The 19,160-nt window shown below is 71.6% G+C and carries 18 protein-coding genes and 1 riboswitch; of the genes, 8 read left to right on the top strand and 10 right to left on the bottom strand.

Annotated features, from left to right (window positions below; genetic code table 11):
• Positions 1-17 precede the first annotated feature (17 nt).
• From macS to ACWGN5_RS29835, 3 genes are all read left to right on the top strand, one after another.
• Complete coding sequence (macS, locus tag ACWGN5_RS29845) at positions 18-1,229, top strand: MacS family sensor histidine kinase (protein ID WP_453520816.1); 1,212 nt, start codon at positions 18-20, stop codon at positions 1,227-1,229.
• Positions 1,230-1,249: 20 nt separating this feature from the next.
• Positions 1,250-1,897 carry a response regulator gene (locus ACWGN5_RS29840; RefSeq protein ID WP_453520876.1) on the top strand — a complete coding sequence of 216 codons (648 nt, stop codon included), beginning with the start codon at positions 1,250-1,252 and terminating at the stop codon, positions 1,895-1,897.
• 79 nt (positions 1,898-1,976) lie between these two features.
• A complete protein-coding gene (locus ACWGN5_RS29835; protein ID WP_453520815.1) occupies positions 1,977-2,975 on the top strand; it encodes a 2-hydroxyacid dehydrogenase in 999 nt (332 codons plus the stop codon).
• Here the strand turns inward: ACWGN5_RS29835 and ACWGN5_RS29830 are convergent.
• The 3 genes from ACWGN5_RS29830 to ACWGN5_RS29820 form a co-directional block, all read right to left on the bottom strand.
• Positions 2,972-4,840, bottom strand: coding sequence for an anthranilate synthase family protein (locus tag ACWGN5_RS29830; protein WP_453520813.1), 1,869 nt, complete (start codon positions 4,838-4,840; stop codon positions 2,972-2,974). The two genes, ACWGN5_RS29835 and ACWGN5_RS29830, sit on opposite strands and share 4 nt — an antisense overlap.
• A gap of 104 nt (positions 4,841-4,944) precedes the next feature.
• Positions 4,945-5,004: a trp operon leader peptide gene (locus ACWGN5_RS29825; RefSeq protein WP_382859564.1), complete on the bottom strand. Its 60-nt coding sequence runs from the start codon at positions 5,002-5,004 to the stop codon at positions 4,945-4,947.
• Positions 5,005-5,097: 93 nt separating this feature from the next.
• Positions 5,098-7,902 carry an N-acetylmuramoyl-L-alanine amidase gene (locus ACWGN5_RS29820; protein WP_453520812.1) on the bottom strand — a complete coding sequence of 935 codons (2,805 nt, stop codon included), beginning with the start codon at positions 7,900-7,902 and terminating at the stop codon, positions 5,098-5,100.
• 161 nt (positions 7,903-8,063) lie between these two features.
• Here ACWGN5_RS29820 and ACWGN5_RS29815 point away from each other — a divergent pair, with 161 nt between their 5' ends.
• Complete coding sequence (locus tag ACWGN5_RS29815; RefSeq protein ID WP_453520810.1) at positions 8,064-9,410, top strand: class II 3-deoxy-7-phosphoheptulonate synthase; 1,347 nt, start codon at positions 8,064-8,066, stop codon at positions 9,408-9,410.
• 122 nt (positions 9,411-9,532) lie between these two features.
• Complete coding sequence (locus ACWGN5_RS29810) at positions 9,533-9,781, top strand: (2Fe-2S)-binding protein (protein WP_369143781.1); 249 nt, start codon at positions 9,533-9,535, stop codon at positions 9,779-9,781.
• A gap of 43 nt (positions 9,782-9,824) precedes the next feature.
• On the opposite strand, the gene bfr is transcribed toward ACWGN5_RS29810, so the two are convergent.
• Entirely contained in the window at positions 9,825-10,301 is a 477-nt protein-coding gene (gene bfr, locus ACWGN5_RS29805) for a bacterioferritin (RefSeq protein ID WP_369143780.1), read from the bottom strand.
• A gap of 178 nt (positions 10,302-10,479) precedes the next feature.
• On the opposite strand from bfr, the gene ACWGN5_RS29800 reads away from it, so the two are divergent.
• On the top strand, positions 10,480-11,136 hold the full coding sequence (locus tag ACWGN5_RS29800) for a sulfite oxidase-like oxidoreductase (protein WP_453520806.1): 657 nt from the start codon (positions 10,480-10,482) through the stop codon (positions 11,134-11,136).
• A 37-nt stretch (positions 11,137-11,173) separates the two neighbouring features.
• On the opposite strand, the gene ACWGN5_RS29795 is transcribed toward ACWGN5_RS29800, so the two are convergent.
• From ACWGN5_RS29795 to thiO, 6 genes are all read right to left on the bottom strand, one after another.
• Positions 11,174-11,596 (bottom strand): DUF4396 domain-containing protein, encoded by a 423-nt coding sequence (locus ACWGN5_RS29795; RefSeq protein ID WP_453520873.1) that lies wholly within the window; start codon positions 11,594-11,596, stop codon positions 11,174-11,176.
• 350 nt (positions 11,597-11,946) lie between these two features.
• The gene (locus ACWGN5_RS29790) at positions 11,947-12,807 is read right to left on the bottom strand and encodes a deoxyribonuclease IV (RefSeq protein ID WP_453520804.1); all 861 of its coding nucleotides are present in this window, start codon (positions 12,805-12,807) and stop codon (positions 11,947-11,949) included.
• A 6-nt stretch (positions 12,808-12,813) separates the two neighbouring features.
• Positions 12,814-14,709 (bottom strand): Stk1 family PASTA domain-containing Ser/Thr kinase, encoded by a 1,896-nt coding sequence (pknB, locus tag ACWGN5_RS29785; RefSeq protein ID WP_453520802.1) that lies wholly within the window; start codon positions 14,707-14,709, stop codon positions 12,814-12,816.
• 390 nt (positions 14,710-15,099) lie between these two features.
• Positions 15,100-15,894: a thiazole synthase gene (locus ACWGN5_RS29780; protein ID WP_453520800.1), complete on the bottom strand. Its 795-nt coding sequence runs from the start codon at positions 15,892-15,894 to the stop codon at positions 15,100-15,102.
• Positions 15,895-15,897: 3 nt separating this feature from the next.
• Positions 15,898-16,098 carry a sulfur carrier protein ThiS gene (gene thiS, locus ACWGN5_RS29775; RefSeq protein WP_453520797.1) on the bottom strand — a complete coding sequence of 67 codons (201 nt, stop codon included), beginning with the start codon at positions 16,096-16,098 and terminating at the stop codon, positions 15,898-15,900.
• A complete protein-coding gene (thiO, locus tag ACWGN5_RS29770) occupies positions 16,095-17,249 on the bottom strand; it encodes a glycine oxidase ThiO (RefSeq protein ID WP_453520794.1) in 1,155 nt (384 codons plus the stop codon). The genes thiS and thiO overlap by 4 nt, the downstream gene beginning before the upstream one ends.
• Positions 17,247-17,359: riboswitch (TPP riboswitch) on the bottom strand. Its footprint overlaps the gene before it by 3 nt.
• An 82-nt stretch (positions 17,360-17,441) precedes the next feature.
• Here thiO and ACWGN5_RS29765 point away from each other — a divergent pair.
• On the top strand, positions 17,442-18,656 hold the full coding sequence (locus tag ACWGN5_RS29765; RefSeq protein WP_453520791.1) for an NAD(P)/FAD-dependent oxidoreductase: 1,215 nt from the start codon (positions 17,442-17,444) through the stop codon (positions 18,654-18,656).
• 43 nt (positions 18,657-18,699) lie between these two features.
• Positions 18,700-19,065 (top strand): Rv2175c family DNA-binding protein, encoded by a 366-nt coding sequence (locus ACWGN5_RS29760; RefSeq protein ID WP_189802243.1) that lies wholly within the window; start codon positions 18,700-18,702, stop codon positions 19,063-19,065.
• Positions 19,066-19,160: the final 95 nt, after the last annotated feature.

The raw sequence follows: 19,160 nt of genomic DNA, 5'->3' as shown, positions 1-19,160 counted from the left end.
TTCCGGGGGTGGGGGAGTTGGCCAAGCGCGAGCGTGTCGTGCGCATGTCGGTCGAGCAGCCGTTGTGGCGGGCGCTGACCGGCTACCGCGTCCTGACGATGGTCTACGCGGTGCTGATCTTCGTGTTCGGCCGGGAGCGGTACGAGCGGCCCTGGATCGCCGTCGCCTATCTGGCGGTGCTGTGCGTCTGGACCCTCGCCACCCTCCCCAAGGTGGCGACCGCTGCGAACTGCACCAAGCGCTTCCTCGTCGCCGACCTCGCCGTCGCCCTCGTGGGCATCCTCCTCACCCCGCTCGTCGACGCCCAGGCCCAGTCGTCCGACGGCCCCACCCTGCCGTCGATATGGACCGCCGGTTCCGTCCTCGCGTTCGCGCTCAAGGGCGGCTGGCGCTGGGCCGGGGTCGCCTCCTCCCTGGTCGCCGTCGCCAACATCATCGAGCGCGGGCACCCCAGCCAGGACACCTTCCACAACGTGCTCCTCGTCTGGGTCGCCTCCATCGCCATCGGCTACGTCGTCGAGGTCGCCCGCGCCTCCGAGCGCACCCTCGCCCGCGCCCTGGAGATCGAGGCCGCGACCCGGGAGCGGGAGCGGCTCGCCCGCGACATCCACGACAGCGTCCTCCAGGTCCTCGCGATGGTGCAGCGGCGCGGTATGGCGATGGGAGGCGAGGCCGCCGAGATCGCCAGGATGGCGGGGGAGCAGGAGGTGGCCCTCCGCACCCTCGTCGCGGGCGGGCTCACCCGGCCCAGCCTGGTCTCGGAGGACGAGTCCGAGGGCGCCTTCGTCCGCGTCGTCGAGGTCGACGACGAGCCCGACGACGACGCGCCCGTCGACCTCCGCGTCCTGCTCGCCCCGCGCGCCGGGGCCAAGGTCACCCTCTCCGAGCCGGGCGCCCCGGTCCCGCTGCCGCCGGCCGCCGCCCGCGAACTGGCCAACGCCGTCGGAGCCGCCCTGGACAACGTGCGGGTACACGCCGGGGAGGACGCGCACGCGTGGATCCTGATCGAGGACTGGACGGACGAGGTGATCGTCACCGTCAGGGACGACGGCCCCGGCATCCCGGAGGGCCGCCTCGCGGAGGCCTGGGGCGAGGGCCGGATGGGCGTCGCCCTGTCCATCCGGGGGAGACTGCGGGATCTGGGCGGATCGGCCGAGCTGATCTCGGTCCCGGGGCAGGGCACGGAAGTCGAGTTGAAGGTTCCACGGGGGAAGGCAGGGGAGAAGTGAGCGAGCAGCGGATCAAGGTGATGGTCGTCGACGACCATCCGATGTGGCGGGACGCGGTCGCCCGCGACCTCGCCGAGGCGGGCTTCGACGTGGTCGCCACCGCCGGCGACGGCGAGCAGGCCGTGCGCCGGGCCGGCGCGGCCGGCCCCGACGTCCTCGTCCTCGACCTGAACCTGCCCGTCAAGCCGGGCGTCCAGGTCTGCAAGGAGCTCGTCGGCGGCCGCCCCGAGCTGCGCGTCCTCGTCCTCTCGGCGAGCGGCGAGCACGCCGACGTCCTGGAGGCGGTCAAGTCGGGCGCCACCGGCTACCTCCTCAAGTCGGCCAGTACGGAGGAGCTGATCGACGCGGTGCGCCGCACGGCCGTCGGCGACCCCGTCTTCACCCCGGGCCTGGCCGGCCTGGTCCTCGGCGAGTACCGCCGCCTGGCCTCCGAGCCCGCCCCGGCGGCCGGCACCGACGAGCCGAAGGCCCCGCAGCTCACCGACCGCGAGACCGAGGTCCTGCGGCTGGTCGCGAAGGGCCTCAGCTACAAGCAGATCGCCGAGCGCCTGGTCATCTCGCACCGCACGGTGCAGAACCACGTCCAGAACACCCTGGGCAAGCTCCAGCTGCACAACCGGGTGGAGCTCGTCCGGTACGCCATCGAGCGCGGCCTCGACGACGCCTGAGGCGGCCGGGCGTCAGGAAGGGCCGTATATTCGCGCATAGCGTGCGTATGCGGCCCATCGTGACGTTGAGGGGAAGACCGTGGAAATCCTGGCATTCGGCGTGCAGGCGGACGAGAAGCCCCTCATCGAGAAGGCCTTCGAGGGCCACCACGACGTCCGCTGCCTGAGCGTCTTCCTCAGCGAGGACACCGCGCCCATCGCCGCCGGCTACGAGACCGTCTCCACCAGCGTCAACTGCAGCCTGAACCACCGGGTCCTGCAGACCCTCGCGGCCGGCGGGACCCAGATGATCGCCCAGCGCTCCACCGGCTTCAACAACATCGACCTGGAGGTCGCCGAGCGCCTCGGCCTCACCGTCGCCCGGGTCTCCTCCTACTCGCCGTACTCCGTCGCCGAGTTCGCCTGGACCCTCGCCATGGCCGTCAACCGCCGGATCGTCCGCGCCTCCAACCGGACCCGCGACTTCGACTTCCGGCTCGACGGACTGATGGGCCGTGACCTGCGGGGCCGCACCGTCGGCGTCCTCGGCACCGGCAAGATCGGCGAGGCCTTCACCCGGATCGCCCACGGCTTCGGCATGCACCTCCTCGGCTGGGACGTCGCCGAGAACCCCGCCTGTGTCGCACTCGGCATGAAGTACGTCGAGAAGGAACGCCTCTTCGCCGAGGCCGACCTCATCAGCCTCCACGTCCCGCTCATGGAGGCGACCCACCACCTCGTCGACGCCCGCGCCCTCAAGGCCATGAAGGACGACGCCCTCCTGGTCAACTCCAGCCGCGGCGGCCTCGTCGACACCGAGGCCCTCGTCACCGAGCTCCGCGCGGGCCGCTTCGCCGGTGTCGGCCTCGACGTGTACGAGGCGGAGGCCGGGCTCTTCTTCCTCGACAAGTCCCTGGAGGTCGTCGAGGACGACACCCTGGCCCGCCTGGTCACCTTCCCGAACGTGGTGGTCACCTCCCACCAGGCGTACTACACGACCGACGCGGTCGGCCAGATCATCCACACCACCGTCCAGAACGTCCTCGACCACACCGCCGGCCGACGCAGCGAGAACGTCCTGGTCCCGAGGGCCTCCTAGACCAGAACACCCGCGAGCAGCGAGGCCGTCAGCGCCGCCCCGTCCGTCGTGAGCACCGACTCCGGGTGGAACTGCACCCCCGCGAAGCCCGGCCCGCGCAGGGCGTGCACCTCGCCGGTCTCCGCGTCCCGGCTCACCTCGATGCGGTGCAGCGCCAGCTCGGTCGCCGTCCGGTCGTCGCAGCGCGCGGTGAAGCTGTTGTAGAAGCCGACCGTCTGCTCCTGGCCGAAGAGGTCGATCCGCAGCTGCGCCCCCTGGAACGGGGTCCGCTTGCGGACGATGTCCAGGCCCAGTTCGGCCGCGATCAGCTCGTGCCCGAGGCAGACGCCGAGCAGGCCGTGCCGGTGCCCCCGTACGAGCTCCGCCGTCAGGCCGCGCAGGAAGCGCATCTTCGGGTCGGCGGCATCGGAGGGGTTCCCCGGGCCGGGGCCCAGGACGACCGGACCCTCGTGGGCGAGCGCGAGCTCCCGCAGCCCCGGCTCGTCGTACCGCAGCACCGACACCTCAAGGCCCGAGGAGCGCAGGACGTGCGCCAGCATCGCCGTGAAGGTGTCCTCGGCGTCGATCACCAGCGCGTGCCCGGACAGCTCCGCCGAGCGGACCTGCATCTTCAGCCAGAACGGCGCGAGGTCGGCCCGGCGCGCGTCGAGCGCGGCCCGCACCCGGGGGTCCTCGCCGAGCCGCGGCGGCACCACGCTCTCGTCGCGCGGCCGCCCCTCCCGCACGCCGAGCGCCGTCAGCACCCCCGCCGCCTTCGCGTGGGTCTCGGCGACCTCGCCCGCCGGGTCCGAGTGCCGCACGAGCGTGGCCCCCACCGGCACCCGCAGCCGCCCGGCGGCGTCGATGTCGGCGGTACGGATGAGGATGGGGGAGTCCAGCGTCTGCGCCCCGTTCCCGTCCGTGCCGAGCAGCGCGAGCGCGCCCGCGTAGTACCCCCGGCCGCCCTCCTCGTGACGCTCGATCACCCGGCAGGCGTTCTGCACGGGCGAGCCGGTCACGGTCGCCGCGAACATCGTCTCCCGCAGCACCTCCCGCACGTCCAGCGAGGACCGGCCGCGCAACTCGTACTCCGTGTGCGCGAGATAGGCCATCTCCTTGAGCCGCGGCCCGACCACCACCCCGCCCCTGTCGCCGACCGTGCACATCATCTTCAGCTCCTCGTCCACCACCATGGAGAGCTCCTCGGTCTCCTTGCGGTCGGCGAGGAAGGCGAGCAGGTCCTCGGCGGTCGGGGCGGCCCCGGCCGGGTAGCGGTACGTGCCGCTGATCGGGTTCATCACGACGGTTCCGCCCGACATCCGCACATGGACCTCCGGGCTGGCCCCGACGAGCGTCCGGTCCCCGGTGTGGACCACGAACGTCCAGTACGCGCCCCGCTCGCCCGCGAGCAGCCGCCGGAACAGGGCGAGCGCGTCGGCGCGCCCGAAGCCCGGGATCTCGCCGGTGTAGGTGCGCCGGATCACGAAGTTCGCGCCCTCGCCGGAGCCGATCTCCTCGTCGATGACCCGCCGCACGGTCCGCGCGTAGTCCTCGTCGGAGACGTCGAACCCGCCGCCCTCCACCCGTACCTCATGGGCGGGCAGCGCGGCGAGGGCCTCGTCGAGCGGCAGCTCGTACGCCTCGTCGGCGACGAGCACGGAGAGCGGGGTGCCGTCGTCCCGCACGTCGAAGCCGCGCTCGCGGAGCTGCCGGAACGGGACGAGCGCGAGCGTCGGCAGCGGGCCCACGGGCAGCTCCGCGAGCCGCTCGGCCTCGTGGACCCGGCCGATCAGCAGCTCGACGGTGTCGTGGTCACGCCCGGGGGTGCGCCGGCGCAGCAGCGCGAAGGGAGGGCAGGAGGGGTCGAGGAGACGGGAAAGGTCCATGGGGCGGGTCGTTCCTTCCGAGTGGAGTACGGAGAGGAGGAACGGCCCGGGTACGAGAAAGGCCGCCCCTCGGGCGGCCTTTGCGTGTGTCGGTGTACGCGCAGTCAGTGGGCCGCCGGATGAGCGGTCCACCACCAGTTCTGGATCTGCGAGGTGTACGACATGCGTGCACTGTAACCCAGCCCGGCAACGGAACGGGGCCCGGTCCGCACCGTGGACGGTGCGTGCCGGGCCCCGAGGCCGAGCGGACTGCCCGATCAGAAGATCAGGTTGTACATCTGCCAGCCGCTGCCGACCTTGACGCGGTTGCCGAACGGCGCGGTGGCGCTGCCGGTGCCGTTGTACAGCCAGAGAGCGCCGGTGCCGTCCCGGGCGATCAGGTCGCCCCGGCCGTCCTTCGTCAGGTCGCTCGGTCCGACGATGCTGTTGTAGCCCTGCCAGCCGGTGCCGACCTTGACGCGGGGGCCGAACGGAGCGGTGGCGACGCCGGTGCCCTTGTACAGCCAGAACGCGCCGGAGCCGTCGCGGCCGAGGAGGTCCGCCTTGCCGTCACCCGTGAGGTCACCGGTGCTGATGATCGCGTTGTAGCCCTGCCAGCCGGTGCCGACCTTCACACGCGGCCCGAGCGGGGAACTCGGGTTGCCGGTGCCCGGGTACAGCCAGAGGACGCCCGAGCTCTCGCGCCCGATCACATCGGGCTTGCCGTCGCCGGTCTGGTCCCGCACGCCGATCACCTGGTTGAAGACGCCCCAGCCGGTGCCGGCCTTCACGCGCGTCTTGAACGGCGAGGACGGGTTGCCGCTGCCCTGGTAGTACCAGAGGGCGCCGTTGGCGTCCCGCGCGATCATGTCCCCGGTGCCGTCGGCCCGGAGCGCGGTCAGCGGCGTGACCACGTTGTAGCCGCCCCACCCGGACCCGACCCGGTACCGCGCCAGGAACGGCACGGAGGCACTGCCGGTGCCCTGGTACTGCCAGAGCACACCGGAGGTGTCACGGGCGAGGAGGTTGTAGCGGTTGGTCGCCGTGACGGCGGGCTTGGTGGCGACCTCCTTGACGTCGCTCGCCTTCACCCACGCCATGCGGTGGTTGTACCGGATCGGGATGAAGATGTTGGTCGTGCCGACGACGCGGGTGCCGTCGGTGTTGTAGGCGCTGTAGTAGTAGTCGCCCGCGACAGCCTCGCCGGCCTTCACGTACGCCTGCCCGGCCGGAAGGCTGTACTTCGTCAGCGACGCGCTGTTGCTGCCCTGGACCGGGACACCGGTACCCGTGTAGGCGGCATCCTCGGGGTAGGCGCGGCCGTAGACCGGAATCGAGGTGGCGCCGTCCTTGGCGGTGATCGCCGTCTTCACACCCACGGGAGCCGTGTACTGGCCGCCGGGGTTGTAGAACCAGGCCTTCTTGCCGCCGTACCAGATGGCGGTCCAGTCGCTCCGCGACTCGGCGACGACATGGGTGCTGCCGGCCGTGACCTTGTTCGCCCAGTTGGAGCCGTACTGCCAGTTCGACGAGAAGTACGGGTCGGTCAGCGCCTTCGTCTGGTCGGCCACCGGCTCCGAGTACAGGTAGCCGAAGTTGACCGGCAGCGCCACGGTGGTCTTGGTGACGCCGTCCTCCGTGTACTTCATCTGCTGCTGGTTGGCGGAGGTGAACGGCGGGACGATCCGGACGAGCTGCCCGGCCTGGAGGAGGCCGCCCGCGCCACCGGCACCGGTGGGAGCGCCCACAAGGGTCATGAAGTGGTTCCAGTCCCAGAACGGGCCCGGGTCCCAGTGATCCTGGATCTTGGTGTCCAGGATGCTCGGCACGTCGTCGTGGCCGATGACGTGCTCGCGGTCCAGCGGGATGGAGAACTTCGCCGCCAGGTACTTCACGAGGGCGGCGGAGGACTCGTACTCCGGCTCGGTGTACCAGCCCGCGTCACCCTTGATGGCGTAGCCCTCGTGCTCGATGCCGATCGAGTGCATGTTGAGGGTCTTGTTGCCGGCGTGGTACGCCTCGTTCTTGGTCTCCACCATCTGCGTCACGCGACCGTCGGCACGCACGATGTAGTGGGCGCTCGCGTAGCTCAGCGGGTTCTGGAAGACGTTGACGGCCCCGTCGTGGTTGCCCTCGATGTCGTGGATGACGATCTGGCGGACGTCGAAGCCGTTCGTGGGACGGCTCGCGATGTTGTAGTTGCCGTCGTTCTGCGAGTAGGCGGCCGGGATGTACGTGCAGGCGAGGCCGGACGGGCATTCGACCGCCGGGGTCTCCGTGGTGGCCGTGAAGCTCGCTGCCAGCGGCACGTTCGACGGCTTGACCGGCTTCACCGACGGGTCCGCCGGCAGGACGACCTGCTCGCCGTCCGCGGTGACCTCGCTCTCGCCCGTCTTGATGGACTCGAAGACGCGCTTCGCGAAGAGGTCGGCGCCCTTCCGGTCCTCGGACTGGCTGTAGCGGGCCACAGCCGGATACCAGGCGCCCGGGTCGTCGGACAGCTCGGCACCGGCCTGCTTCTGGTATTCGGCGAGGAGGGCGGCGCCGGCGCGGATCGAGGCGGCCGTGTCGTTCTGCACGGACTCGGTCGAGCCGTCGATCAGCTCGGCGGCCTTGTCGAGCGTGTGCAGCGTCGGGTCGGAGGTGTCGATCTCCTTCTTGGGGAGGGAGGCCAGCGCCTTCTTCCCGTCGAACCGCTTCTCGATGCGCGGGTCGCCGCTCCGGTTCATCAGGTCGAGCAGCTGCTCGTCGGTGTCCTGCTCGACGTCCTCCGGGTCGACCTTCGTCAACCCCATGACGTTGTACGCACCCGTGGTGCTGGGCACGCCGTCGTGCGACTCCCAGCGCGTCTGGCGGTACGACACCGCCATCAGCACGCTCTGCGGCACGTCGAACTCGCGCGCCGCGTTTGCGAACTGCTTCTGGAGGGAAGGGTCACCCCCGGACGTGCCGTCGCCCCCCGCGCCGAGCAGGCCCGGTGAGGCGACCGCGATGGTGCCGATGGTGGCGGTGGCGACGACGGCCGCCGCCGCTCCGTACAAGAGTCGTTTCTTCTTGCGATCCCTGCGGTGCCTCTGGGTCACGCCCACCCCTGTGAATTCGACTTTGCTCTTGTTAAACGGGCCAGAGGGTAACACCACTCGATGGCATGAAGATCCTCGTGTGACATATCGGGCATGCGTCTCAGCCACTGGGCAGAGGCGTGGGACGGGACGAAGAACCCCGTAATGTGGTGCATGTGACCGTGAACGCTGATACCCACGCCGTCGCCAAGGCGACCTGGCGAGACCTGCCCGCGGCGCAGCAGCCCGAGTACCCCGATGCCGAGGCTCTGCGCGATGTGATCGCGGACCTCGAGTCGTATCCTCCGCTCGTCTTCGCCGGCGAGTGCGACCAGCTGCGCGCCCGGATGGGAGCCGTCGCCCGTGGCGAGGCGTTCCTGCTCCAGGGCGGCGACTGTGCCGAGGCCTTCGACGCCGTGTCCGCCGACCACATCAGGGCCAAGCTCAAGACGCTGCTCCAGATGAGTGCCGTCCTCACCTACGCCGCCTCCGTGCCGGTCGTGAAGGTCGGCCGCATCGCCGGCCAGTACTCGAAGCCCCGCTCCAAGGGCACCGAGACCCGCGACGGCGTGACCCTGCCGACCTACCGCGGCGACTCGGTCAACGGCTTCGACTTCAACGAGAAGGCCCGCATCCCGGACCCCGAGCGGCTGAAGCGGATGTACAACGCCTCCGCCTCCACGCTCAACCTGGTCCGCGCCTTCACCACCGGTGGCTACGCCGACCTGCGCCAGGTGCACGCCTGGAACCAGGACTTCGTGAAGTCGTCCCCCTCGGGCCAGCGCTACGAGGCGCTCGCCCGCGAGATCGACAACGCCCTGAACTTCATGAAGGCCTGTGGCACCGACCCGGCCGAGTTCAAGGCCGTCGAGTTCTACGCCTCCCACGAGGCGCTGCTGCTCGACTACGAGGGCGCCCTGACCCGTACGGACTCGCGCACCGGCAAGCTGTACGACACCTCCGGCCACATGGTCTGGATCGGTGAGCGCACCCGTCAGCTCGACCACGCCCACATCGAGTTCTGCTCGCAGATCGCGAACCCGATCGGCATCAAGCTCGGCCCGACCACCACGGTCGACGAGGCGCTCACCTACATCGACCGTCTCGACCCGGACCGCGAGCCGGGCCGGCTGACCTTCATCGTCCGCATGGGCGCCGACAAGGTCCGCGACAAGCTCCCCGAGCTGGTCGAGAAGGTCACCGCCTCCGGCGCGACCGTCGCCTGGGTCACGGACCCGATGCACGGCAACACCTTCGAGGCGGCCTCCGGCCACAAGACCCGCCGCTTCGACGACGTGCTCGACGAGGTCAAGGGCTTCTTCGAGGTCCACAAGGAGCTCGGCACCCACCCGGGCGGCATCCACGTCGAGCTCACCGGTGACGACGTCACCGAGTGCGTGGGCGGCGGCGACGAGATCTTCGTCGACGACCTGCACCAGCGCTACGAGACGGCCTGCGACCCGCGGCTCAACCGCAGCCAGTCGCTCGACCTGGCGTTCCTGGTGGCGGAGATGTACCGCGATCAGTAAGTAGGTTCCTACGGGGATGGGGCACGGATCGCTGTGATCCGTGCCCCATCGTCGTATCGAGGGCTTTTACGCCTCCGAGGCGCCGGGTAAGGTTAGGTTAGCCTTAACGATCTCGGCGGGAGGTGAACCGCGTGTACGTCTGCTCATGCTTCGGTGTCACGGAGAAGCAGGTCAAGGAGCATGCGGACGCGGGCGCCTGTACGCCGCGCCAGATAGCCTCCGCCTGCAAGGCCGGCACGGACTGCGGTTCCTGCGTCCGTCGCATTCAAGCCATTCTCGGGCGCGGCAACTGCCCTCGACGCGAGCTCGTGGACCAGGGCATGCCCGCCCTGACGGCGGAGACGGTCGCGGAGCTCCGGGAAGCGGCCTAGAGCCCCTGGAGCGGCCTCGGCGGCCACGGCGGTCGGACAGGCCTCAGCTCGGCTGCTCGATGAGCGTCGAGATGTACAGCGACTCGCCCAGGGACTCGATCAGCTCCAGCTGGGTGTCCAGGTAGTCGATGTGGTGCTCCTCGTCGGCGAGGATCTCCTCGAAGAGGTTCGCGGACGTGATGTCCCCCTTGGCGCGCATGACCTCGATCCCGCGCTTGAGGCGGTCGATCGCCTCCACCTCGACCTGGCGGTCCGCCTGGAACATCTCGGTGATCGTCTGGCCGACCCGCACGTGGAAGAGCCGCTGGTAGTTGGGCAGGCCGTCGAGCATCAGGATGCGCTCGGTCAGCTTGTCCGCGTGCTTCATCTCGTCGATGGACTCTTCGCGGGTGTACTTGGCGAGCTTCGTCCACCCCTTGTTGTCCTGGATGCGGTAATGCAGCCAGTACTGGTTGATGGCCGTCAGCTCGCCGGTCAGCTGCTCGTTGAGGAACTCGAGGACCTCGGGGTCGCCCTGCATCGCTTCAGGATCCTTCCACGGTACGTGTCCATGCCGTCACTAGGCGGGATGGCCGCATCCTCGCACCCCGAATGGGGGGCGTCCAGTAAGTGCAGGCTTAGTCGGAGTTGCCCGAATCGGGTCGCCCGGGTGGTCGCTTGGTCATGACCACCCCTCGCCGTCTGTCACCATGGATGGCATGGGTCAGCCGGAGAGCGGAGTACACCGGGAAGCGGGTCAGCCGGATCGTTCACCGGACCTTCCGCCGGATCTGCCGCCGGGGCAGCGCCTCCAGCGCGGCTGGCCGGTCACCCATTACGGGCCCGTCCCCAAGTTCAAGCCGGACCGCTGGGAGTTCCGTGTCTTCGGGGCGACGGCCGACGGCGACAAGCGGTGCTGGAACCACGAGGAGTTCTCGGCCCTTCCGTTCTCCACGGTCGTGGCCGATCTGCACTGCGTCACGAAATTCAGCATGCTCGGGGCCGAATGGGGTGGTGTCCCCGCCCGCACGATCCTGGAGCTCGCCCCGCCCGCACCCCATGTCACGCATGTGATGGTCTGGGCCGAGTACGGCTACAGCGCGAACATGCGGCTGGCCGACTTCGCCGCGGACCGTACGATTTTCGCCACCCACAAGGACGGGGAGCTGCTCACCGCCGAGCACGGCTTCCCGCTGCGGCTCGTCGTCCCGCACCTGTACGCCTGGAAGGGGCCCAAGTGGGTCCGGGGCGTGGAGTACATGGCGGCCGACCGGCGCGGCTTCTGGGAGGAGCGCGGCTACCACAACCTCGGCGACCCCTGGCGTGAGCAGCGCTACTCGTACCAGGAGGAACCCGGAGACGGCCCGGAGCTGTAGCGGCTCCGGACCGTCTCGACGGCGGTTCGCCGGTGGTTCAGTGGTGGTACTGGTGGACCACCGCGTGGCCCTTGCCACGGCCGATCATCCACTTGTTGACCGGGGTGGTCAGCACGAAGGCGACGCCCAGTGAGATCGCGAGCACGATCCAGAAGAGCGGCGCGTCGAGGTGCGCGTCCATGGCGCCGGGCCAGAGGGCGATGACGCTGTTGTCGATGATCTCCATGACGGCGATGGAGAGGGTGTCGGCGGCGAGGGCGACCTTGAAGGCCGTCTTGAAATCGACGCCGGCGGACAGGATGCCGCGCAGGGTGAGCGCGTAGCCGAAGAAGAACGCCAGGATGATCGCGAGGACCATCGTCGGCATGTTGCCCCAGCCGAGCGCGGTGCCGATGATCATGCCGAGGACCTCGCCGATGGCGCAGCCGGTGAGGCAGTGCAGGGTGGCCTTGGCGGCCATGGACCAGGAGACGGAGCCGCCGGGGGCGTGGTGATGCCCGGCGTGGGCGTCGTGACCGGAGTGGGCGGCGTGACCCGCGTGGGCGTCGTGGGCGCTGTGCTCCGAGTGGCCCGCGTGGCCCGCGTGAGCGCTGTGGTCGCCGTGGCTCTGGTGGTCCCCGTGGTGCTCGTGGTGACCCTGGTGGCCGGCGTGGGCCTCGTGGCCCTGATGCCCCTGCTGGCCCTCGTGGCCGGAATGGTCGTGGTGTGCGTGCGCTTCGTGCTGCATGAGGTGCCCCCAGCCTCGGGTGTACGGCCCTGTCGTCGATAAGAACCGTATACCCCCCTAGGGTATTCCTCAACAGGAAATGATCATCCTCGGCGCTCGCGGAGCTTCTTCAGGAGCTCGATGTCGGCGACGTGCCCTTCCTTGCCGCCCGGGGTCTCGATGATCAGCGGTACGTTTTCGGTGGCGGGGTGCCCCAGGAGTTTCCGGAACGCCTCCTCGCCGATGTGACCCGCCCCGATGTTCGCGTGACGGTCCTTGTGCGCGCCCACGACGTCCTTCGAGTCGTTGGCGTGGATCAGCTTCAGGCGTCCCTCGCCGACCGTCTTCACCAGGAGGTCCAGCGTCTGCGAAGCCCCGTGCGGGCCCGCCAGATCGTGCCCGGCGGCGAAGATGTGGCAGGTGTCGAGGCAGACGCCCAGCTTGGGGTGGTGGTCGAGCGCGTCGAAGTACGGCCCGAAGTCCCAGGTGCGCGAGCAGAGCGAGAAGCCCTGGCCCGCCGTGGACTCCAGGAGCAGGTACGGATCGTCCTCGTGGGTCAGCTCGTCGAGGAGCGGCAGCATCCGCTCGCGCACCTGGGAGAGGGCCACCTCGCGCGGGCGGCCGCCGGTCGCCGAGCCGGTGTGGACCACGACGCCCTTGGCGCCGATCTCCCGGCCGCGGCGCAGCGAGTGCCGCAGCGACTCCACCGACTTCTCCACCGTGGCCTCGGTGTGGGAGCCGAAGTTGATCAGGTACGGGGCGTGCACCCACGCCGAGATCGACTCGGCCTCGCACTCGGCCCGGAACCGCTCGTCCTGGGCCGGGTTGCCGGCCGGGGTCGCCCAGCCGCGCGGGTTGGCGACGAAGACCTGGACGGTCTCGGCGCCGAGCTCGCGGGCGTAGCCGAGGCCGACCGTGGCGAGGCCACCGGCCACGGGGACATGGCCGCCGACGGGGTTGCGCATGAGTCTCTAGAGTCCCTTGATCGTGATGGTGATGGTGGAGCCCTCGGGCGCGGTCTCGCCGCCCTTCACGGACTGGCTCGCGACCTTGTCGCCGAGGTAGGGGAAGGACTTCTTGACCTCCACCTCGAAGCCCGCGGCCTCCAGCGCGTCCTGCGCGTCGGCGGTCGTCTCCTCGGTCACGTCCGGGACCTCGACCAGCTTCGGGCCCTTGGAGACGGTGAGGGTGATGACGTCGCCCTCGGCGGCCCGGCTGCCGCCGGCGAGGGACTGGGCCGCGACGGTGCCGGCCGCCTCCGGGGAGTTGATCCGCTCCGGCGCGACCTTGACGGTGAGCCCCTCCTCCTGGAGGGCGGCCGTGGCGTCGGCGACGGTCTCGCCGCTGACGTCGGGCACGTCGATCGGGGAGCCCTTGCTGACCACGAGGGCGACGGCGGAGTCGGGGCTGCGCTCGGTGCCGGGCTCGGGGTCGGAGCTGATCACGGCGCCCTGCGCGATGGAGTCGCTGAAGGCGTAGGTGATCACTCCGGGCGACAGGCCCTCCTGCTCCAGGGCGCGCTTGGCCTCCGGGAGCGGCTTGTTCTTGAGGTTGGGGACCTTCACGATCTCCGGGCCGCGGGAGAGCGTGAGGGTGACCGTGGCGTTGCCCCGGACGCGCTCACCGGGGGCCGGGTCGACGGCCATGACCGTCCCGCGCGCGTACACGTCGCTGAAATCGCGCTTCGTGGCGCCGACGTCGAGACCGGCGTCGGTGATCCGCTTCGTCGCGGCGGCCTCGGACTGGCCGAGGACGGCGGGGACGCGGGTGAACTGGCCGGAATTGATGTACCAGACGCCGGCGCCGAGGCCGAGGGCGAGGAGGACGGCGGCGACGACGAGGAGGGGGCCGCGAGGGGGCCACCGGCGGGCGGTCCTGGCGGCGGGAGGCGTCTCCGGGGCGGGCAGCCGGTTGGTGTGCTCGGTCTCCGCCGGTACGGGGCGGGCGATCACGCTCGTCCGGTCCTCGGCGGTGTCCCGGGCCTCGGCGCGCGCCAGCGGGGGCACCGCGTCCAGCTGCTCGTCGCCGAGCCCGGCGCGGGCCTCCCGCAGCAGGGCGAGCAGGGCGACGGCGTCGTACGGGCGGAGCTCGGGGTTGCGGGCCGTGGCCGCCGCGACCAGGTCGTCCAGCTCCGGGGCGAGCCCGGGGACGGCGGCCGAGGGGGCGGGGACGTCGGTGTTCAGGTGCTGGTAGAGCACCTGGGCGGGGGTGTCGCCGGAGTGCGGCTTGCCGCCGGTGAGCATCTCGTAGAGGACGACACCGCAGGCGTACACGTCCGCGCGGGTGTCGGCGGTGCCGTGCTCGATCTGCTCCGGCGCGAGGTACGAGACCGTGCCGAGGACCGCGCCGGTGGTGGCGGTCGCCGAGCCCACGGCCCGTACGAGACCGAAGTCGGCGACCTTCACCCGGCCGTCGTCCCCTATCAGGACGTTCTCCGGCTTCATGTCCCGGTGCACGAACCCGGCCCGGTGCGCGGCGCCGAGCGCGGCGAGCACCGGCTCCAGGATGTCGAGCGCGGCACGGGGCGACAGGGCGCCGCGCTCGCGCAGGACGTCGCGGAGGGTGCAGCCGGCGACGTACTCCATCGCCAGATAGACGTACGCGCCCTCGGCGCCCTGGTCGAAGACGCCGACGACGTTCGGGTGCGCGAGCCGGGCGACGGACTTCGCCTCGCGGATGAAACGCTCGACGAAGGCGGCGTCGGTGGCGAGGTCGGGGTGCATCACCTTGAGCGCGAGGACGCGGTCGAGGCGGGTGTCGACGGCCCGGTAGACCGTGGCCATCCCGCCGACGGCGATGCGCGCGTCGACGCGGTAGCGGCCGTCGAGCAGCCGCCCGACGAGGGGGTCCTGAAGGGTCGTGTCCACGGCGACGAGTCTACGAGGGCGGTACGGGGTGCCGGTCCCGTCACCGCCCACTGCAGCGCACCTGTGACGCACGCCCCCGCGCCCGTGTGGGACCCGCGCCCGTGCTGGGCGGCGCCCCCGCCCCGTGTGGGCCCGCCCCCGGGCTGGGCGGCGCCCCGGCCCACCGCCGTGTGGGCAATCGTCCCGCTGGGGCGGGACGGGTGGGCACACGGGACGGCGCGCTCCAGCGGCGCCTCCGCGTTCCGAGCCTGGACCCGCACCCCGAGCGGCGGTGCACACCGGGTGCGGGTCCAGGCGCGGAAGCCTCTGGCGCCGGCAAGGGCGCCGTTCCGTTGTGCCCACCCGTTCCGCCCCTTGCGGAACGCCTGCCCACAACGGGGCGGGCCGGTGTTAGAACGCGGGGCGTTCTGGGTCCAGGTGGGCCTGGCCCGTTGTGGGGGAGGACGGTTCGGCGAAGTGGCGGCGGGGGATGCGGCCCGCCCGGAACGCCAGCCGACCCGCCTCCACCCCGTGCCGCATCGCCGCGGCCATGAGCACCGGCTCCTGCGCCCGCGTCACCGCCGACGCCAGCATCACCGCCGCGCACCCCAGCTCCATCGCGAGCGCCGCGTCGGAGGCCGTTCCCGCGCCGGCGTCGAGGATCACCGGGACGCCGGCGCGTTCCGCGATCAGCTGGAAGTTGTGCGGGTTGCGGATGCCGAGTCCGGAGCCGATGGGGGAGCCGAGCGGCATGATCGCGGCGCAGCCGACGTCCTCCAGCTTGCGGGCCAGGACGGGGTCGTCGTTGGTGTAGGGGAGGACGGTGAAGCCGTCGTCGACGAGGGTCTCGGCCGCGGCGAGGAGTTCCTCGCCGTCCGGGAGGAGGGTGCGCTCGTCGGCGACGACCTCCAGCTTGATCCAGTCCGTGCCCAGCGCCTCCCGCGCCAGCCGTGCCGTGAGCACGGCCTCGCCCGCCGTGTAGCAGCCCGCCGTGTTCGGCAGGACCCGGATGCCGAGGCGTTCCAGGACGGAGAGGACCGAGCCCTGCACCGTCGGGTCCAGGCGCCGCATGGCGACCGTCGTCAGTTCCGTACCGCTGGCGACGAGGGAGCGTTCCAGGACGTCGAGGCTGGGGGCGCCGCCGGTGCCCATGATCAGGCGGGAGGAGAACTCCGTACCGCCGAGGGTGAAGACGTCGTCGGACATCCGTCAGCCTCCCTGTACTGCCGTGAGGACTTCCACCCGGTCGCCTTCGCCCAGCAGCGTCGTGGACCATTCGCCGCGCGGTACGACCGTCTCGTTGAGTGCCGCCGCGACTCCGGACGGGGCCGTGGTGAGGGTCGCGACGAGGGCGTCGAGGGCGACGGGGCCCGCCAGGACGCGGGGCTCTCCGTTCACGGACACGTTCATGCGGGCTGCTCCTGACGTACAGGGGAGAAACGGCGGGGGGTGAAGGGGCGTGCCTCGTCGGGGAGGGCGCCCGTGGTGAGCGCCTCGGCCATGACGTCGCCGGTGACGGGGGTGAGCAGCACCCCGTTGCGGTAGTGGCCGGTGGCCAGGTGCAGGCCGGGCAGGGCGGTGGGGCCGAGCAGCGGCGCGTTGTCGGGGGAGCCGGGGCGCAGCCCGGCACAGGTCTCGGTGAGCGGCAGCTCCGTGAGGCCGGGGACCAGCTCGTGGGCGTCGCGAAGGAGTTCGTACACCCCGCCCGCGGTCACCGTGGTGTCCCAGCCCTGCTCCTCGCTGGTGGCGCCGACGACGAGCTCGCCGTTCTCGCGGGGCACCAGGTAGACGTGGCTGCCGCGGACGACGGCCCGCACGGTGCGGGAGAGGAAGGGGGCGTACGGGGCGGGGACGCGGAGCCGCAGGACCTGGCCCTTCACGGGGCGGACCGGCGGCAGCACCTCCTCCGGCACGCCCGCGAGCCGCCCGCTGAGGCTGCCCGCGGCGAGCACGACCTGGTCGGCCGTCAGCTCCTCGCCGCCGGTGAGGTGGACCCCGCGTGCCCGGTCGCGGACGACGGAGAGGCGCTCCGCGAGCGCCCGGTGGAAGACCACCCCGGCCCGCTCGCAGGCCGTGACGAGCGCGGCGGCCAGCCGGCGCGGGTCGACCTGGTGGTCGCCGTCGACCCGCAGCCCGCCGCGCACGCCGGGGGCCAGCATCGGTTCGAGGCGGCGGCAGTCGCGGCCGCTGAGCCATTCGGAGACGAGCCCGCAGCGGGTCTGCAGGGCGTGCAGTTCGCGCAGATGGGCCCGGTCGTCGGCGTCGAGGGCGACGGCGAGGGTGCCGCAGGCCCGGTAGCCGACGTCGTGGCCGGCGGCTTCCGCCAGCTCGGCGGCGAACGCGGGATAGCGCGCGGCGGAGGCGAGGTTGAGCCCGAGCAGGGTCTCCTCGCCGTAGTGGAGTTCGGTGACGGCGGCGAGCATGCCGGCCGCGACCCGTGCGGCCCCGCCGCCCGGGTCCGGGTCGACGACGGCGGTGCGCAGTCCGCGCTGCGCGGCCCGCCAGGCCGTGACCAGGCCGATGATGCCGCCCCCGACCACGAGGACATCGGAAGAACGCATGGGCGTCCAGCCCCTCCCTTCGCCGGCATGACCCGGATCAGGTTCGTACGGTCGGAGGCCGGCCAGCCTCCCTCTCAGCCCGGTGCGTCCGGGCTCCCGCGAGTGCTTTACGCCCGCCAGACTAGCCCGCGCCGATACCGGGCCACAGACCCCTCCCTTCCTGACGGTCCGTCAGATGCGTAAGGTGGTCGGGTGAGCGAGCAGAAGCAGGCCCAGCAGCACGTGGTGATCGTCGGCGCCGGAATGGCGGGCGTCCAGACCGCCGTCGCCCTGCGCGAGCAGGGCTTCACCGGCCCCCTGACCCTCATCGGGGCCGAACCCCACCAGCCCTACGACCGGCCACCGCTCTCCAAGGCGATCCTCCTCGGCAAGGCCGAGGACTCCGCCTTCGAGATCGACTTCGAGGACCTCGGCATCGAGCTCCGCCTCGGCCTGGACGTCACCGGGCTGCGCGCGGCCGACCACGAGATCGACACCGAGGCCGGGCCCGTCGCGTACGACACCCTCGTCGTCGCCACCGGCGCCCACCCCGTCACCCTGCCCGGCGCCGAGGGCGTCCCCGGGGTCCACCTCCTCCGCACCCTCGACGACGCCGTGCGCCTCGGGCCCGTCCTGGAGCGCCGCCACTCCGTCGTGGTCGTCGGCGCCGGCTGGATCGGCGCCGAGTTCGCCACCGCCGCGCGCGAGGCGGGCTGCGCCGTCACCGTCGTCGAGGCCGCCGACCGCCCCCTCGCCGGAGCCCTGCCCGCCGAGGTCACCGCCCCCATGGCCGAGTGGTACCGGGCGAACGGCGCCGAACTCCTCACCCACGCGCGCGTGCACACCGTCGAGCCCGGCCGTGTCGTCCTCGCCGACGGCCGCGAGCTCGCCGCCGACGCCGTCGTCGTCGGCATCGGCGCCCGCCCCGCCACCGGCTGGCTCACCGGCTCCGGCATCGCCCTCGACCCGAGCGGGGCCATCACCGCCGACGACCGGCTGCGCACCTCCCTGCCCGATGTGTACGCCGTCGGCGACTGCGCCTCCTTCCCCTCCGCCCGCTACGGCGAGCGCCTCCTCGTCCACCACTGGGACAACGCGCTCCAGGGCCCCCGCGCGGTCGCCGCGTCGATCACCGGGGCCGCCGACGCGCCGTACGACCCGGTGCCGTACTTCTGGTCCGAGCAGTTCGGCCGCTTCGTCCAGTACGCCGGGCACCACGCGCACGCGGACGAGCTGCTGTGGCGCGGCGCCCCGGCCGACGAGGCCTGGTCCGTGCTCTGGCTGCGCGCCGGGGTGCCGGTGGCCCTCCTCGCGGTCGGCCGCCCCCGCGACCTGGCCCAGGGCCGCAAGCTCATCGAGGCCGCCGTCCCGGTCGACCCGGAGCGCGCCGCGGACCCGTCCGTCCCCCTGAAGGCGGCAGTCCGGTAGGGCCCGACTACCGGCTGTCAGTCCGGGATGGCAGGCTTGTCCTGTGACCGAGATTGACGTAAAGATCGATGCGCTCGTCCCCGCCTGGCTCTACGTGCCCGACATCGCGGAGATGCTCGACGTGGACGTGGTGCGCGTGCGACAGCTGATCAAGGAAGGCCAGCTCATCGCCGTGCGCCGCGGCGAGAACAACGCCCTGCAGATCCCCGCCGCCTTCATCCAGGGCGACAAGATCGTCAAGGGCCTCGTCGGGCTCCTGACCGTGCTGCGGGACGACGGCTTCACCAACGAGGAGATGCTGGAGTGGCTCTTCACTCCGGACGAGAGCCTGCCGGGCACGCCCGCCCAGGCGCTCAACGAGAACCGCGGCACGGAGGTGAAGCGCCGCGCCCAGGCGCTCGCCATCTGACGTCCGCGCGCTGACGCGCGGACGCACCGAAGACACCACCCGCGGGTGTCGCGGCGCCCCGGCCCCAAACCGGGCCGGCGCCCCGGCCCCCGCGC

The sequence above is a fragment of the Streptomyces sp. NPDC055815 genome, from assembly GCF_053616475.1.
The sequence above is the reverse complement of the archived record's forward strand: the minus strand, read 5'-3'. Positions and strand labels throughout refer to the sequence as shown.